General features: G+C 44.2%; 14 protein-coding genes. 8 read left to right on the top strand and 6 right to left on the bottom strand.

Annotated features, from left to right (window positions below):
* Positions 1–9 precede the first annotated feature (9 nt).
* On the top strand, positions 10–1,290 hold the full coding sequence (locus tag NST47_RS30580) for a DNA methyltransferase (protein WP_341158505.1): 1,281 nt from the start codon (positions 10–12) through the stop codon (positions 1,288–1,290).
* Positions 1,291–1,378: 88 nt separating this feature from the next.
* Entirely contained in the window at positions 1,379–1,948 is a 570-nt protein-coding gene (locus tag NST47_RS30575; protein ID WP_341158504.1) for a Uma2 family endonuclease, read from the top strand.
* A 121-nt stretch (positions 1,949–2,069) separates the two neighbouring features.
* Here NST47_RS30575 and NST47_RS30570 read toward each other — a convergent pair whose 3' ends face one another.
* Both NST47_RS30570 and NST47_RS30565 read right to left on the bottom strand, forming a co-directional pair.
* Positions 2,070–2,462 (bottom strand): retropepsin-like aspartic protease, encoded by a 393-nt coding sequence (locus NST47_RS30570; protein WP_341158503.1) that lies wholly within the window; start codon positions 2,460–2,462, stop codon positions 2,070–2,072.
* The gene (locus tag NST47_RS30565) at positions 2,452–2,709 is read right to left on the bottom strand and encodes a hypothetical protein (RefSeq protein WP_341158502.1); all 258 of its coding nucleotides are present in this window, start codon (positions 2,707–2,709) and stop codon (positions 2,452–2,454) included. Before NST47_RS30565 ends, NST47_RS30570 begins: the two co-directional genes overlap by 11 nt.
* A gap of 663 nt (positions 2,710–3,372) precedes the next feature.
* Between NST47_RS30565 and NST47_RS30560 the strand changes: the two genes are divergently transcribed.
* On the top strand, positions 3,373–3,729 hold the full coding sequence (locus tag NST47_RS30560) for a Uma2 family endonuclease (RefSeq protein ID WP_341158501.1): 357 nt from the start codon (positions 3,373–3,375) through the stop codon (positions 3,727–3,729).
* A 118-nt stretch (positions 3,730–3,847) separates the two neighbouring features.
* Here the strand turns inward: NST47_RS30560 and uraA are convergent, their stop codons facing one another.
* From uraA to yhbH, 3 genes are all read right to left on the bottom strand, one after another.
* On the bottom strand, positions 3,848–5,122 hold the full coding sequence (gene uraA, locus NST47_RS30555; protein WP_341158500.1) for a uracil permease: 1,275 nt from the start codon (positions 5,120–5,122) through the stop codon (positions 3,848–3,850).
* A gap of 236 nt (positions 5,123–5,358) precedes the next feature.
* On the bottom strand, positions 5,359–6,792 hold the full coding sequence (locus NST47_RS30550) for a SpoVR family protein (RefSeq protein WP_341158499.1): 1,434 nt from the start codon (positions 6,790–6,792) through the stop codon (positions 5,359–5,361).
* Entirely contained in the window at positions 6,789–7,949 is a 1,161-nt protein-coding gene (gene yhbH, locus NST47_RS30545) for a sporulation protein YhbH (protein WP_076234467.1), read from the bottom strand. The genes NST47_RS30550 and yhbH overlap by 4 nt, the downstream gene beginning before the upstream one ends.
* 314 nt (positions 7,950–8,263) lie before the next feature.
* Here yhbH and NST47_RS30540 point away from each other — a divergent pair, with 314 nt between their 5' ends.
* Together NST47_RS30540 and NST47_RS30535 are read left to right on the top strand one after the other, a co-directional pair.
* On the top strand, positions 8,264–10,027 hold the full coding sequence (locus NST47_RS30540) for a sensor histidine kinase (RefSeq protein WP_341158498.1): 1,764 nt from the start codon (positions 8,264–8,266) through the stop codon (positions 10,025–10,027).
* Positions 10,028–10,029: 2 nt separating this feature from the next.
* Positions 10,030–11,589: a response regulator transcription factor gene (locus NST47_RS30535; protein ID WP_341158497.1), complete on the top strand. Its 1,560-nt coding sequence runs from the start codon at positions 10,030–10,032 to the stop codon at positions 11,587–11,589.
* 71 nt (positions 11,590–11,660) lie between these two features.
* On the opposite strand, the gene NST47_RS30530 is transcribed toward NST47_RS30535, so the two are convergent.
* Entirely contained in the window at positions 11,661–13,790 is a 2,130-nt protein-coding gene (locus NST47_RS30530; RefSeq protein WP_341158496.1) for a beta-galactosidase, read from the bottom strand.
* 364 nt (positions 13,791–14,154) lie between these two features.
* On the opposite strand from NST47_RS30530, the gene NST47_RS30525 reads away from it, so the two are divergent.
* Genes NST47_RS30525 through NST47_RS30515 form a run of 3 tightly spaced genes read left to right on the top strand, consistent with a single transcriptional unit; the run spans position 14,155 to position 17,214 of the window.
* Entirely contained in the window at positions 14,155–15,480 is a 1,326-nt protein-coding gene (locus NST47_RS30525; RefSeq protein WP_341158495.1) for an ABC transporter substrate-binding protein, read from the top strand.
* An 11-nt stretch (positions 15,481–15,491) separates the two neighbouring features.
* Positions 15,492–16,391, top strand: a complete 900-nt coding sequence (locus NST47_RS30520) for a carbohydrate ABC transporter permease (protein ID WP_341158494.1) — start codon at positions 15,492–15,494, stop codon at positions 16,389–16,391.
* Positions 16,378–17,214 carry a carbohydrate ABC transporter permease gene (locus tag NST47_RS30515; RefSeq protein ID WP_341158493.1) on the top strand — a complete coding sequence of 279 codons (837 nt, stop codon included), beginning with the start codon at positions 16,378–16,380 and terminating at the stop codon, positions 17,212–17,214. The genes NST47_RS30520 and NST47_RS30515 overlap by 14 nt, the downstream gene beginning before the upstream one ends.
* Positions 17,215–17,272 lie beyond the last annotated feature (58 nt).

Raw genomic sequence — 17,272 nt, 5'->3', positions numbered from 1 at the left:
AAGGCTATTATGCATGTCGTCCCAAAAGAGCTATCTTCCGAGCGGGCTTTATTCCGGGGAGATAATCTGTACATCATGGAACAATTAGTAAAGGATGGCTACAAAGGCAAGTTTGATTTAATTTATTTCGATGGACCCTTTAACTCTGGAATGATCTTCTCCATGCCGAATGATGAGCTTGGGGTCAACTTAATTAATCCATGGGACGAATTAGCAGGTGTGCGTCATTATTTGGATTCACAATTATTTATGAAGGATTATTTACAACGAATCCAATTAGCGAGAGAATTGCTTAGTGAAACCGGTTTGTTTGTACTGCAAATTTACCAAAAAGAAGGCCATTACGTAAAAGTGATGCTGGATCAAGAGTTTGGCCGGCACAATTTCCTTGCTGAGATTATCTGGAAAATGGAAAATAACCCACGACCTTTTCATTCACAGTTTGGCTTGTCCCATGAATGCCTGTTTGTTTATAGTCAAACGAGTAACTATTTGAAAAAAGATGAACTTCTTTTGCCATCGGTGTGGGACGATATCGGTATTTACGAAACATTGGGTGATGAAAATACATTCTACCCATCGCAAAAGCCGGAAAAGCTCATGGAAAGAATTATTGAGATGTCGACGAATGAACAGGCATTGATAGGTGATTTTTATTGTGGAAGCGGGTCATTTTTAATTGCTGCTGAGAAGCTGAACCGAAGATGGATAGCCAGCGATAACAGTCAGCTTGCGATCAAGGTAACGAAGGCAAGATTAGCTAACATTGGAATTGCTGTTGAGGAGCATCTTGTGGTGGACCATTTTGATAATAGCTTAGTTCTTGGCGATACCTACAATAAACAGTCCAATATCCCATTTTCCTTATTTGAACTCAAGGAATTACATACGGCCTTGGGTGATAAAGTTAAGAGCATCAATGCGATCAAATTTTCCAACGATATCGATTTGTTCACGGACACACTCATAACTTTCAATTATACGATGCCGCTTATTGATGATAAAGGTATTAGTGAACAAGAGGTCGTACTTGTGCCGCGGCCAAAGCCAAGACAAGAAAATGACGTTATTTACCTTGACGTACAAGATCCGTATAGGTGGATTCTGTACCAAATTCAACATGTTGAATTCGATAAAAATACAAATCAATATTTGTTTGACTGGGACGCCTTGCAAACGAAAATTCAACAATTGATTGATTCCATCGGTAACCAATGGATTGATGAAATTCAGCACGGTGCTGAGTATACGGTTATCAAGGATGTTTTTGGAAATTACTACAGTATATAAGCAGTATGAACGCGTGCATTAGCAACGATCCCCTTGACCATGATACAATTAGCTTAATGTGATTTGTAGAATCAAAAGGAGGTCAAGCATGGTGTCAAATCCGGACGAAAAGAAATTACATACGTATCAAGATTGGCTGACATGGGACGGAACGTGGGAGTTAATTAATGGCAAAGCCTATAATATGTCTCCGGCCCCGACTCCGATGCATCAATTTATTGTTGGAGAGCTTCATTTTGCTCTACGGACGTTCTTTCAGAATCGGAGCTGCTACGTGTTTGTAGCTCCATTTGATGTTTTTTTCAGTGAACGCGAAGATTACCAATTACCCGATCAAGTCACTCAACCCGATCTTTCGGTTGTTTGCTCCAAGGAGCAAATATCCAAGAAAGGATGTCAGGGTGCTCCGACTTTGATCATCGAAGTGCTATCGCCATCCACCGCATTGAAGGACTTCAATGAGAAGTTTAACTTATATCAAAAATATGGTGTGCAAGAATATTGGATTATTGATCCAGGAAATCAAACGGTTCATGTGTACACGTTGCAGGATGGAAGTTACGCGATACGTAATTTGTATACGGAGCAGGATACCATCCATTCTTTAGTTTTTCAGGATTTGCAAGTACCCATGAACAGGCTATTCAGTTTGGAATAACAAGAACAAAAAGCCAGCGAGATTAACTCTCGACTGGTTTTTGTTCTTACTTTTGCGTAAATCCCGCTTTCAGAGCTGAATTTGTTAATAATGATTAAAGCATAGTGCTGCCAGTTGGAGCTTAGACTTTTTCAATGGATGGGTACATGATAAGTTCAGAAAGGTCGAGAATGATATTTGCCTCCATCAATAAGTCTAAACCTAGAAGCCCATTAATTGTAAGTTTCTCATGTAAAGATCCTACATCTAGCTTGAAGTTTTTAATTTGAAAAGAACCTAACTGGACGTTATCGAACAACTTTCGGAAGCAGCTTTCTTCACCGCCTATACCAAATGCACTAATAATCTCGTCGCCAGTTTCGAAGTATACACCGATATCAGCAACAACATCTGCGGAAAGCAAGGTATGAGATGCTCCGGTATCGATAACTAATTTGTCAATGGTCAGCATTTGTCCTTTGTAATTTAAGGTAATAGAGGTTTGCAATAGTCCATCAACGAAATCAATTTTCATTGTGCATGACCCCTCGCAACCCTCGAAGTGTACGCAGCTCAATTTTCAGTTCTTCATTTGAAGTGTGAGAGACAATAATGCCATCCTTTGAATTAAGCAATTCTCGTGTTGCTTCTTTCGGGTCCGGAATGGCTCGAATAAGAGCTACGTCATCTACAAACTTGGTGTTTCCTTCTGTATGGGACGTGAGTATTTGCAGTTTCACATATTGGTTGGGATAAATATTACGAACTTCTTCCCATTGCATGGCTGACATCTCCATTTCGGTTACTTACTCTTTACTTTATTGTATCAGAAAACGGTTAATAAAAAAGCTATTCTCAAACGATGCCTCATGAAACTAACAGTGATCCTGAACCGCTGATACCATTCGAATCTGAACTGAAGAAGAACCATATACCGCGGTATACGTGGCGAGTAATAAGAAACAAATGTATTTTATAATGCAGCAAAGCTTGTTACATTTATAGAGCAACAGGGACCAGTATGTATGTACTTCACCAGAAAATGAACCATTTGTTTATTTCAAGGAAGGTTTTGAACAAGATTATTTTGTTTTTGTAGACGTGTTTACTGGATAGCTATAGTTGGTGAGAATGGAATTATTGAAATGGTATTTCCTCCTATGCTTCACCTTAGAAGTAAGATTCATTGATAGAGAGACCAAGTATGGAATTCGTTTGCTCATACAAATTTTCTGTTAAGTTTTTTCTATTATAATTAAACAGCAGTCTCTTGTCTTCCATAACAGCCTCAAGATTAGCAGGTTTACCCGTAACTGATAAACATAAGGGAGCATCCGCTCAAATTAAGCTCAAAGCCAAATCCGGACGAAAAGAAATTACATACGTTTCAAGATTGGCTGACATGGGACGGAACGTGGGAGTTAATTAATGGCAAAGCCTATTATATGTCTCCAGCCCGGACTCCGCTGCATCAATATCAAGTCACTCAACCCGATCTTTCGGTTGTTTGCTCCAAGGAGCAAATATCCAAGAAAGGATGTCAGGGTGCTCCGACTTTGATCATCGAAGTGCTATCGCCATCCACCGCATTGAAGGACTTCAATGAGAAGTTTAACTTATATCAGAAATATGGTGTGCAAGAATATTGGATTATTGATCCAGGAAATCAAACGGTTCATGTGTACACGCTGCAGGATGGAAGTTACGCGATACGTAATTTGTATACGGAGCAGGATACCATCCATTCTTTAGTTTTTCAGGATTTGCAAGTACCCATGAACAGGTTATTCAGTTTGGAATAATTTGCTCAGAAGTCAACTCTCTTTTATTAGGGCTCACAGCTGTGGCTGAGCAATCTCATTAACAAAAGGATCTGAAGGATTAAATCCTCAGATCCTTTTTGTACAGGTCAGGTATTCCTTATACTTTTTCATTGGAAAGGTTAAGAGTTTCCAGCAGCTTGAAGAATAAGCTGAGTAAAATCGTAACTATGGTAGCCAGAGCCATACCTTTGAGCTCGAATTGTCCCCATTTCAGAGTCGCGCCGCTAAGTCCGATAACGAGCACTACTGTTGTTAGTATGAGGTTGATTGGCTTGGAATAGTCGACCTTGGTTTCTACCAGCATCCGGATCCCCGAAGCAGCGATAACTCCAAATAGCAGCAGTGAAACGCCACCCATTACGGGTGTAGGAATGGTCTGGATTAATGCCGAGATTTTACCGACGAAGGACAGGATTATGGCCAGCACCGCAGCCCCTCCGATAACCCAAACGGAATATACACGACTGATCGCCATAACGCCGATGTTTTCGCCATAAGTTGTATTAGGCGTAGAGCCTACCAGGGAGGATAACATCGTAGAAACACCGTTTCCAAGCAATGATTTACTGAGGCCGGGGTCCTTGGATAAATCTTTGCCAACCATGTTTCCGGTTACGATCAAGTGCCCAATATGCTCCGCGATTACGACCAGAGCTGCAGGAGCGATAATCAGGATGCTGGCTAAGTCGAACGTTGGGCTGTAGAAGGTAGGGAGTTTGAACCAATCAGCAGCCGCTACTATTTCCCTGATATGTACCAATCCAAGCACCGCAGCAAGCGCATATCCGGCGATAATGGCAATCAAGATCGGAATGACCCTAAAGATGCCGCGGAATAAGACTGAACCCACAGTTCCTACTGCAAAAGTGAAAATCGATACCGTCACGGTGGTCCCGTCGGGCGTCCAGGCTGCCGGGGCACCGCTTGGCGCGGTAAAACCAGCCATTCCGGCAGCTGTTGGAACCAGCTCCAGTCCGATAACGGCGACAATGGCACCCATCGCTGCAGGCGGAAACATTACGTCAATCCATCGAGTCCCGACAGCACGGATGAGCAAAGCAACGATGGTAAAAATCAAACCGACAACCAGAAATCCGCCTAATGCCGAGCTATAGCCTTTAGAGCCCAATACAACAAAAACTGGGGACAGGAAGGCGAAGCTTGAGCCCAGGAAGGCAGGAATTTTTCCTTTGGTCATATAAATGTAAAGCAAAGTCCCGATTCCGTTCATCAACAGGATGGTGGCTGGGTCGACCTTAAACAGAATAGGTACGAGCACAGTGGAGCCAAACATAGCAAATAAATGCTGTAAACTTAGCGGAATGCTTTCGCCGAGCGGCGGACGTTCATCAACTTGAATGATGCGTGACACAGTTTGACCTCCTTATTATTTAACTTCCCGAACGATATTTTAACATATTTCGATTTGTAGGATACTCTTTTTTTTTCTACTATTTTCCCTACATATTCGGCAATAAAGCGATGGGAAATATTTCTGTGCGGATTGGAAAAGCCAAAAAACATTAGCTAAAATACGCTAATGTTTTTTGCTCTACGTAAGCTTCGTCAATTTACACATGCTTATTTGGCCGCAATATTTGATTTATCTTACAAAAACTTTCTGTTGTGCTTCTTCCCGTCATAGCTGAACAGTACAGGCTTTGCCTCGACAATCGACTCCAGATGTACGGTTTTCCCCCACAGCTGCTGAATGTAAGGCATCGTCCTTTCCACATATTTCAGATCCAGCTCCATGCCCTCGTAAGCATGCTTTAAGTATAACTCCCCGTTGCGGTCATAATTTCCATCCTCGACTACGATGTAGGGGAAACCGCCGTTAACACGGGAATAAATCAACTGATCGCGGATGCTTTCCCACGATTTATCGGTTATTTTCCACTCCGGCCCCTTTTTCTCGAAGACGTACAGATCGAGCTCATCGACCAGCTTCTTGGTCATGTAGTTGCGGACGAACGAAATATCCGAGTCATATTCGCGCACATCGAACATTTTTTGCCGCCCTTCGCCACCCTTGCGGCCCAGCCGATCCCGTTCCTCCTGAGTAGGCTGATCCCAACGTTTCTCGATATCCTCGAACATTTTCAAGCCCAAATAATATGGATTCAAGCTGTGCTGTGAAGGAACCACAACGGATGAATTCAGCTTCGCGTATTCAATCGTTTCTTCTACGCCAAGATCCAGCTCCCGCAAAATCCGCTGATGCCAATACGAAGCCCAGCCTTCGTTCATGATCTTTGTCTCCAGCTGCGGCCAGAAGTACAACATTTCATCTCGAAGCATGGTCATGATGTCGCGCTGCCATGGAGCCATGTACGGTGCATGCTCTTCGATAAACAACACAAGATCCTTTTCAGGAGCGAGTGGGAACTTGGGCAGCTCTGTGTTCCGCGCTTCCTTCTCCTTGAGAGGCTGATCCAAATTCCACAAATCCTCATAGCCCAGCTTGCGATCGCGATTGTCCGGGTCGGAGGATTGCTCCTTGTTCTTGCCGCCGCCATATCGCCCTGCCTCATAGGGCTTGGAAATAATCGGGTCGACATGCTCCTGAATAGCGAGCACGGCATCGATAAACCGCTCAACCTCATCGGTTCCGTATTCAACCTCATATTGGCGGATACGCTCAGCGGTTGCAGACATGCTTTCGACCATGTTGCGGTTGGTTTTGGAGAAGCGCATATTGTTTTTGAAAAAATCGCAGTGGGCCAGCACGTGCGCCACAATCAGCTTGTTCTGGATTAAAGAATTGCCATCCAGCAGGAAGGCATAACAAGGGTCGGAATTAATGACCAGCTCATAGATTTTACTAAGTCCAAAATCGTACTGCATCTTCATCTTGTTAAAGGTTTTTCCAAAGCTCCAATGGCTAAAGCGGGTCGGCATACCATAAGCGCCAAAGGTATAGATGATGTCCGCGGGACAAATTTCATAGCGCATCGGGTAGAAATCCAGTCCGAAGCCGGTGGCAATCTCCGTAATTTCAGCAATAGCCGTCCGAAGATCCTGCATATCGGTACCATTCATTGCACAGCCCTCCCGGCGGAGGCATTAGGGAAAAAGGTGCGCAGCGCTTTATATACCTCATTTTTCTCTTTGATTACATAATGCACGAACTTCGGATTATGAATATTGCGATAGGCCGACATCAGCGTACTGCTGCGGTTATATTGATTGACCTCTCCATAACCGAACAGGTTGCAGCGTGCTACCAGCTCGCCGATCAATCTTACGCAGCGGTCGTTGTCCGAGGTCAGATTGTCGCCATCCGAGAAATGGAACGGATATATATTGTAACGGGAAGGTGGGTATCGACGATCGATCATATCCATCGCCAGCTGATAAGCAGATGAGCAAATGGTTCCGCCGCTCTCACCTTTGGTGAAAAATTCCTCTTCAGTTACCTCCTTGGCTTCGGTATGATGAGCAATAAATACAATCTCTACATGCTCATATTTGGTGCGCAAAAAGCGCGTCATCCAAAAAAAGAAGCTGCGCGCCATATATTTTTCAAAGGAGCCCATAGAACCGGACGTATCCATCATTGCGATAATCAGCGCGTTCGATTGCGGTGTCACCTTTTCATCCCATGTTTTAAAGCGAAGATCGTCGGGATTGATATGGTGAATGCCAGGATCGCCCGCTGTTGCATTGCGCCGCAAATTTTCCAGGATGGTCCGCTTCTTGTCGATATTGGACATGATCCCTTTTTTGCGGATGTCATTAAAAATCACTTCCTTGGAGGTGAGCACATCCTTTTCCTTCTGCTGTAGATTGGGAAGCTCCAGTTCATCAAAAAGCATTGATTGTAATTCTTCCATCTCAACTTCCGCATCATAATAGTCATCCCCAGGCTGATCGCCAGCACCTTCACCCTTGCCGGGTCCTTTGGCTGGAGTCGGGTCTACACCTAAGACGTCTCCGACCTGACTATCTCCATCTCCCTGACCGACATGCTTGCTCTTGTTGTAGTTATAACGAAGGCGATACTCGTCGAGACTGCGAATGGGTACTTTGATGATTTGCTTGCCATCGGACATAATGATGCTCTCATCGCTAACCAGATCAGGCAGATTCTGCTTGATGGCTTCACGTACTTTTTGTTGATGGCGGGTTTGATCCTGATAGCCTTTGCGATGCAGGGACCAATCCTCGCGGGATACGGTAAACAAGGGCTCTGTCATGACGGACACCTCCTGAGAGTTTTGCGAAGCAAAACTTACTTCGTAAGCATTAGCTGAGTTTTGCGGAGCGCAATTTACTTCGTAAGTCTGACCAGTATGCGCAGAAAACTTTACTACGTCAGACAAGCATCGGTTGAGTTTAAAAGGTAAGAGAAAACAGTGCCTGTTACTAAATATATTCAAGCAGGTGGGGGATATGTGATAGGGCAGAAGGATCATTTTAAGTTGTTGGAGACCCTGCCTTTGTAATTTCATTGTCAAATCAAATGGCATCCCGGTATAATAGGGGGTAGCAGGACATATAGGTGGTGCTGATGCGATTGCGAAAATTTATTGGTGTAGAAATGCCGCAATTCAAGAAAACGCTTTCTTTGAAAATCATATTGACCTTTCTTATTGTCATTATTTTTTCGACTTCAATCACAAGCGTGATGTTCTACCTGCAGGCAACCAAGTATATCAATACACAAAACGAAATGCATGACCGCAACGTGACCAAAAATATTAGCAACAGTATGGACCGCTATTTGGAGGACATGGATCGGGTGTCGAAGATTGTGATCGGCAATCCCGAGGTGCAGAGAATTTTGCTGGAGGGGCAGTCAGATAGCTACCCTTGGGAGCAAAAGCAGAGGGACATGGAATATATCACGAATCTGGTACTCAGTTTTGTCTCGATTAGAGATAGCCTGAGTATTAATTTGTATGGTAAAGATGTGGAAAAAATTTATACCGGACTTTATTATAATTATGATTTTGGGATCAATCTCAAATATACGGACTGGATGAAAAGTAACCAGCAAGCCATCAATACCGAGGGCAGCTACATCATCCCACCCAATGCTGTAGATCATAACCAACCTTCCCGATTATTCGGGGTTATTCGCAGCTTGAGAAAAATGGAAAGCAATGAAGTGATCGGCTATATAACGGTGACTTCGGATGTAAGGGTATTGAATAATATCATTTATACGACCAATTCTTTTTCCGGAAATGAACAAATCGAAATCGTCGATAAAGAGGCCTCCCTCCTGCATGCTGTAAGTATAGGCAATGAAAATATCGATAAAGCAAAGATGAGACGGATTGCAGCAACCTCAGAGCTGTCGGACTGGACAATCGTCATGTACTTGCCCTCCTCCTACTCATCGAGTGATTTAATGAACGTTCAAACGGTCAGAAATTATTTGTTGTCGATCTCAAGTCTGGTCATCGTCGGTTCCTTTATTTTGGCGATTATTCTTTCCAGATATTTGTTAAAGCCAATCCGCCACTTCGTTAAATCAATGAGGCTTGTTCGCAGAAGCAATTTTGATATTGTACTGGATGAAAAAGGACTCGATTTTGAGCTAAAGCAGCTGTACAGCGGCTTCAATACGATGATCGCGGAAATTAAGAAGCTGATTAACAACATATCCGACGAAAAGCTGCTGGCCAGATCAGCCAAAATGGAAGCACTGCAATTTCAAATTACTCCGCATTTTCTGTATAACACCTTACAGACGATGGAAGCTATTGGCGAGGTCAAGGAAGTGCCGGAAATCCAGACCATCGCGCAATCATTGGGCAAGCTGTTCCGGTATAACATTCATGGCGGCAATACTGTTCATTTATATGAAGAGCTGGAACAAATAGTTACCTATTTTACGATTGAACGAATTCGCTTTCGCGACAAGATCATCTGTGAAATACAGGTGAGCGAGCAGCTCAGGCATTACAAGGTACTCAAATTCATCCTGCAGCCGATCGTTGAAAATTGTGTCTTGCATGGTTTTAAAAACATTAATTACAAGGGTGTGATCTCGGTTGGCGGCTATGTTCAGGATCATCGTCTGATTTTAAATGTGAAGGACAACGGTCGTGGAATTAGTCAGCAGAGACTGTCGTACATCGATTCCAAGCTGCATGAAATCAGCACCTCGCAGCAGGATGTAAAATCTAATGAGTTTGTCGGCATACTGAATGTGCATAAACGGCTGGTCAATTATTATGGATCTGGTTATGGATTGCATTACAGCAGTACGATCAATGCGGGAACTACAGTAGAACTGATCTTACCTATCATCATGGACGAATAGGAATGGAGCGGATGTCTGTGTATACCATAGTGATTATCGATGACGAGGAATGGATAAGAGAAGGCATACTTAGCAAGGTCAAGAAAAGCGGATTTCCTTTTACGAAAATCGGTGAAGCGGCCAATGCGGAGCAGGGTCTAAAAATAATTACCGAGATGGTTCCTGATATTGTCGTATGTGATATTCGGATGGAGGACATGGATGGTCTGGAGCTTATACGTATTGTGCACCAACGATTTCCTCATATCAAAACAATTGTGATTAGCGGCTATACCGAATTCCAATATGCAACCAAGGCGCTCAAGCTGAAGGTTACCGATTACCTGCTGAAGCCTATCGACAAATATGCCTTGTATCAAGCCTTTACCAAATGTATGGAGGCAATTGAGCAGGAAAAGCAGGTACGCGACAAAATTGAACAATTAGAGCTTGTCGGAAGCTCGACAGAGGTTAAAAACAAAATTGAGAAAATATTGCAAAATGAAGGCTCCAATCCGCAGGCGATTTTCAGTAATTATAATGAAAGGGCTTCTTTCCAGTCGATAGCACTTTATATGGATCCACAAATCCATTTGGAAGAAAAATATATAGTTGACCACCTCCTGAACCAATCGTTGTTTCTGCAGCTTAATCACAATCTGGTTTGCTACAGCCGCAAGCCCAACGAATTTATGATCCTGATCTGTATGCCAACGCCGCAGCAAGTGAATGAGTACGAGCAGTATATTACCAATTTCATCGAGAGAATTCAGGAGGACCTGCTCCATAAAGGAATTTATCAATACACGTTTGGCATAAGCGGCTTTCATCAAAGTATTCACACCTGCATTTTTGCAGCCATTTTTTGTATGAAGCACAGAGTATTGCTGGATGACAATCAGGTTATTCGCTACGCCGACACGCTGGAATTCAGAAATGTTTACAAGCTGCCTACCCAGATCAAAAGCTTCCTGAAGCATCACATTGAAACTCAGAACATGAAAAGCATTACCAGCATCTTAAACGATATCCATACAGAAATCGGGGCCTTGAAAATTTCCTTGCGTTGTATACAGAACCTGTATAATCATTTGCTGCTGATCGCAACGGAGGATTTTGATCTTGAGCTGGAGGATGATATTAACCACTATGCCAGGGATGTATACGGCTTTTCTTCGTCACGGGAAATGCTGGATGTGATTATGGAGCTGTACATGAAAATTATTAATATTACTCGCGGGCGAAGCGGCTATTCAATGAATCAATCCATTTTAAAAGTAAAAGAGTATATAGATGATCATTATGCTGAGGATATCAAGCTTGAGGATTTGGCAGTCCTGCAGCATTACAATCCAAGTTATTTGAGTTTAATGTTTAAAGAGGTTTTGAATATTAACTTTCAGGACTATTTACTCCAGGTCAGAATGAACCATGCTAAGAAGCTGCTGTTGTCACAGCAATATAAAGTAAAGGACATCGCGCCGATGATCGGCTTTAAGAACCCGCATTACTTTAGCGCCGTATTTAAAAAGACGGAGGGCTTCACACCAAAGGATTTTGTGAGAGACAATGAGCATGGCTAACCAAAGAAAATCCCGTCGGCAATCGCATGAAGCAGAGCGATTGCCGACGGGATTTTTTGGTGGATCGTTGTCTAGCTCAGCTTGATAATAGTGGCATCACGACCACCAACGGTTGCAGTAATGACTTGTTCAATACTGCTATCTACGGAGTTGCCATAAAAGGCTGTGGCTTGTTCATATTGGACACGATCGTTGTCAAAGGTTACCGTTACACTGCGCTGCTGCTCCTGCAGATTGATCACCCATAGGTAATAGCCATCCTCACCTTGGCAAAGTCTGGCAACCATATCAGGTTGATCCACACGAACAAGTGGTTTTTTATCGGCAAATGGAAGCAAGGAGGCAAACCATTGTCTGCTTGCTTCTGTAGGTCTTTGCTTGTATGCGTAGCCTGGTACCGAGCCAACAAGCCTTGTGCGGCCATGACCATAGCGGTGATCGATGACGGCAGCGTCGCCATTATCGAACCAGGCTGTGGCAGTTCCGGCCTGTGCTGTATAAGATTGGCGATAAATCGCGCCTCCAAGGGTACCATCCTCAACTTTTAAGCTCAAATCGTTCCAGCGGTCAGGACCGAGCGATATGGATTGCTGCTCGCAGCCGAATACTTCGCTAAAGCCGCGATTAGGCTGACTCTCCTTGGCATGACCCAGGTTGGTGAAATAACCGAAGCAGGCTTCGCTAACGAGGCAGCCTCCTTGTTCGACCCATGTCTGCAGCTTAGCCATGACCGCATCGCTTATCGCAATCGGATAGGGCACATACAGCATGGAATAATCGTCGATCTGATCGATCTTGATAACATCGCATTGAATATTCGATTGCAGGAAAGCTTCATAGGCGCCCTGCAAGCTAAGTGCATACTGGTCGGTGCTGCCATAAGTGGCATAGCAGAACGCCTGCGAATCCTCGATCAGCAGGATGGCGAGCTCGCCCTTCACCGGCTTGGCTTTCCAGAGCGGTGCAGTGTTCGGATCGAGCGCCCACTTGGCTAACGATGAGGCCATTTCTGAACGAGCCGTGCGGCTGCCGTCCATACCATACCAGCCATACGCGCCGACAAGCGGCCCATCCAGCAGCGGCCGAAAGCGCGGATTGAGATAAGCACGGGCGCCCGTTGCAAACGAAATCAGGCAATCGAGTCTAATATTTTCCGGTTCCGACATTTCATCCTTCTTATACTGCGGAGCGTCGTTGGCCGTACGACCTTTCCAGTCCGAGTCGCCAACAGCCTCCGCCCGCCAAAACTGCTTGCCCTTTGATGCTGAACGAATGATGTCGCCGGCCAGAAACAGGTTGCAGTCATTCGCATACCAATACGTGTAGCCGAACGTATCGACGACATCGGCAGCGCGCCAATCATCACCGCAGCAGGTAACAATGTCGGAGAAGCTTTTTCCATTGCCGTGGGCTACGATCAGGTGATTCGGATCTTCTTCCCTAAGAATTCTTGCTCTCCATTTCATCCAGTAGTTGGCGTTATCCCCCATAAAGTCTATCGCGTCATATACATCGGGATACGATTCGATTTTACGCGGCAGCTCCACATCCTTCCAGCTCGTTAGACTGTAACGAAACCAGGACTTGGCCAGCGTCTCGATATTGCCGTACTTGTGCTGCAGCCATTCCCTGAAGCGCTGCTGCGTGCCAGGGTCATAGCTGAGATTATCAGCGTGGTGAAAGCTGCTCTCATTCCAGATGTTATAACCGTACAAGCCCGGATGATTACGGTAGCGCCGAGCCAGCGCACGCAGAAACTTTTCCGCTTCCGCTTCAATTTCGGGATGATTGAGAGACACGCCGTATTGACCGCCGACTGCGCAGCTGACGCTCATCATGCTCTGCCTTGGGAAGCCCTGACGTGTTTCCGAGATGGTATGTGGATACTTGGTGCGCAGCCATTCGGGAAATATTAACAAGTGCTCGGCAATAATGGTATCGATATTATATTTGGCGGCCAAATCCAGATGGGTGTCGAATTCCTCCCAGTCGTACACACCAGGTGCAATCTCGATGGCAGCCCAAGGGAACCAATGGCGGAACATCGTATGTCCGTCTTCTGCGGCAACTGCATAATCGCGTTCCCAGTCTTTACGCGGGGGATTGGTCTTGCGAAAATAAACAGAGCCAAAATGAATTTCATGGCTGTGTTCGGTGCTCTTCTGCTGTTGTTGCGGATTCGAAAGCGGTTGCAATGTCATGTACGTACCTCCCAGATTTTTTCTTATATTGGTATTTCCGCACTCATTATATAATGATTTTGGACGGACACACAGATAAGCGCTTTTAGGAAAAAAAGTACCGATTCTTTAGGTCATCCACGACTATGAGATCCTATTCAATGAAAAGGAGACTATTTTTGGTCGATTCGATACGTGGCTTCAGACAATTAGAAAGCGCTTTATCCAATTCACCTAAATATTTTATATTTTTACTCCACGACGGGCAGCCTTCGTTGATAATCCAACAATTGAATAGCAATCATATAAAAGCGCTTACCTGTTTATCTTTTCCTAAACGTTATAAGCTAAAGGTGGAGTTACAAATACAAGGGAGGCTTAGGATATGAAAAAACTTATTTGTGTAATCGTCATCATCATTCTCGCCATCATGACAGGCTGCTCAGGAGGTGCCGGAACAGCGGGTCCTGGTGAGAGTAAGCCGCAGGCGGCAGTACCGATCAAAACATTAAAGCTGGCTACGCTGCAGGCAGAAAATGTGGATACGATGAATGTATATGTTAAAAACTTTGAGAAAAACAATCCTGGGTATACGGTAGAGATAACGGCGATCCCCGGTGTTGCCGCATTTAATGCCGCAATGGCTTCCAAATTGGCTGCGGGCGACCCGCCGGATATTATGACTTATCAATGGGGCACACAAATCCAGCTGTATGCCAAGGGCGGGCATTTGATGGATTTATCGAATAAGGGCTTTGAGGATAAGATTAAGCCGATTAAAAAGAAGCTCAATGTGTATGAAGGCAAGACATACGCGTTCCCTTCGCAGCAAGATTTCTTTGGTATTTTCATGAGTATGGATGTTGCCAAAAAATATGGTGTCACCGAGATTCCCAAAACGTTAAGCGAGTTCCTGGCAGCTTGTGAGACGATGCAGAAAAATGGACTGGCTGCGCCGATCGTCATTCCTGCGAAGGATGGCAGCGGGGCGACACAATTCAACTTCGGCTACCTGCATCAAGTTATCAGCGGCAAAAACCCGGATTTCTATAAGGAAACGCTGGACGGTACCAGAAAGTGGAATGGACAGGAATTTCAGGATTTGTTCCGCGATTATGGCAAGCTTCTCAAGTATGCGAATAAGGATTTGTTAGGCTTGGACCCGGATGGAGCGTTTAAGAGATTTGCCAAAGAGGAAGCGGCCTTCTACTTTGGCGGGTCCTATAATATTATTTCCATTCGCACGTTGAATCCTAATCTGAATTTCGTAATGGCTCCAACGCCATGGGTAGAGGATGCGAAGGATAACGTTGCGATTTCCGATTATAACAATGCGATCTCCATTTCAAGCAAAACCAAGTACCCGGAGGCGGCACTGGCGTTTCTTAATGAAATGTTCACGGTTGAATCAGGTAATCTATTGGCCAAAAATGTCAGCACAATCTCGTCTGTAAAAGGTACGATGACAAGTTTTGACAAGAGCCTGGATAACGTGATCCCCATTCTGGATAAAGGAAATTATGTCGGATTTTCCGAACGTGAGTGGATTCCAGGCATTAAAGAAATTATGAAGAAGGCAACACAGGATTGGATGTCGGGTGTAGATTTGAAGACGGTGCTGGATCGGATGGAAATGGAGCACCAAAGACTGCTGAATGCAACTCCTGAATTTAAAAAGGAATTTATGGAGATGCGAGAAAAGTCAAAATAATGAGGTGAAATATGGATTCAGCAAACCGCAAATGGCTTCCTTCCAAGGAAGCCTTCCAATATTTTTATATGATCATACCTGCGCTCTTTCTGTTTTCGATTTTCTTATTTTATCCGGTATTGGGCGGTATTTATTACAGCCTCACAGATTGGAATGGCGTAGATCCGGGATATCATTTTATCGGCTTCCAAAACTACGTGACTTTTTTTACTGATTTTTATGTGCTGACACCGCTTAAAAATTCGTTTATTTTTGCATTTGTGCTGACGATTGTACAAAATGTGGTTTCACTTGTGCTGGCACTGGCGCTGAATAAAAAGCTGAAAACGAAAAACATGCTGCGCACGGTCATTTTTATTCCTGTGCTGTTAAGCTCTCTGATGGTAGGTTATTTATGGAATTACTTGTTTACAGAGCCTATCGCCCTGTTGGGCCAGCTGCTTCATATCGAAGTGATGGGCAATAACTTATTGGGCAGCGCTAATACGGCCTTGTATGCAGCTGTGTTCGTCAGCGTCTGGAAAATGGCGGGCTGGAATATGGTTATTTATATTGCGGCCCTGCAAGGCATTCCCACGGAAATCTACGAAGCCTCCGAGCTGGATGGTGCAACGGGCTGGAAGAAGTTCCGCTACATCACCTTTCCTTTAATTGCACCGGCATTTACAGTCAATATGGTCTTAACACTGGAGAGAGGGTTCAAGGAGTTTGACTTATTGTTCTCGCTCACGCAGGGTGGACCGGGTAACTCCAGTGAGATCATCTCATTAACGATTTATCGTGAGTCGTTCGAGTATTTCCGCGCGGGTTATGGAACGACGATGGGAGTCATACTTTTTTTGATCATTATCATCATCACGTTGATTCAACTCAAATTTCTGAGAAAGAGGGAAGAAGATGTCATCTATTAAACGGAATGAAATAAAGAAGATCATTTATGAAGCCGTACTGATCATTTTAGCCGCTATTTATTTGATTCCGTTTTATATCATGTTCACGCAATCTTTGAAATCACCTCAGGAAACGATGATGAATCCGCTTGGTTTGCCCCATGTGTTTCAATTCGATAATTTCAAAAAAGTGTGGGAATTGATGCATTTTGAAGTTGCCTTTATAAATACATTTGTGCTTACCCTGGTCAGTGTGGTTGGTATTGCTTTAATATCCGGTATGTGTTCATTTACGATCGCCAAGCGCAAAGCCAAAGGCTATCAATATTTGTACTATGTGTTTGTGTGCGGATTATTAATTCCTTTTTATATGACGTTAAGCCCATTAATCAAACTGATGAAGGACTTGAACCTGGTTGACTCTTTGATGGGATTATCTCTCGCCTATATTGGCCGTGGTGTTCCTTTTGCCGTATTTTTGTATGTGGGCTTTATTCGAGCCATGCCTCACGAAATTATGGAGTCAGCGGTGATCGATGGCTGCTCGCCCAGCACGCTGTATTGGCGGATTGTTTTTCCGATGGTGAAGAATGTAACCTCCACTCTAATTATTCTTAATACACTGTGGGTATGGAATGACTTCCTTTTTCCGCTGCTTACGCTGCAAAGCGCCAGTACCAAAACGATTCCGCTCGCGCAATATATGTTTTACGGCATGTATAGCTCACAATGGAACTTGGCATTTGCATCTTATTTGTTGTCTATTGTACCGCTCGTGATCGTTTATTTTTTCATGCAAAGGAGCATTATCCAGGGAATTTCAACGGGTGGTGTCAAAAGCTGATTCGATGAATGATGGACCAGAGACAGGATTATCTCGGAAATATCGGGGATGAATCCTG

Origin of the sequence: Paenibacillus sp. FSL H8-0034 (assembly GCF_038000305.1) — a bacterium.
Lineage (GTDB): Bacteria > Bacillota > Bacilli > Paenibacillales > NBRC-103111 > Paenibacillus_S.
The sequence above is the reverse complement of the archived record's forward strand: the minus strand, read 5'-3'. Positions and strand labels throughout refer to the sequence as shown.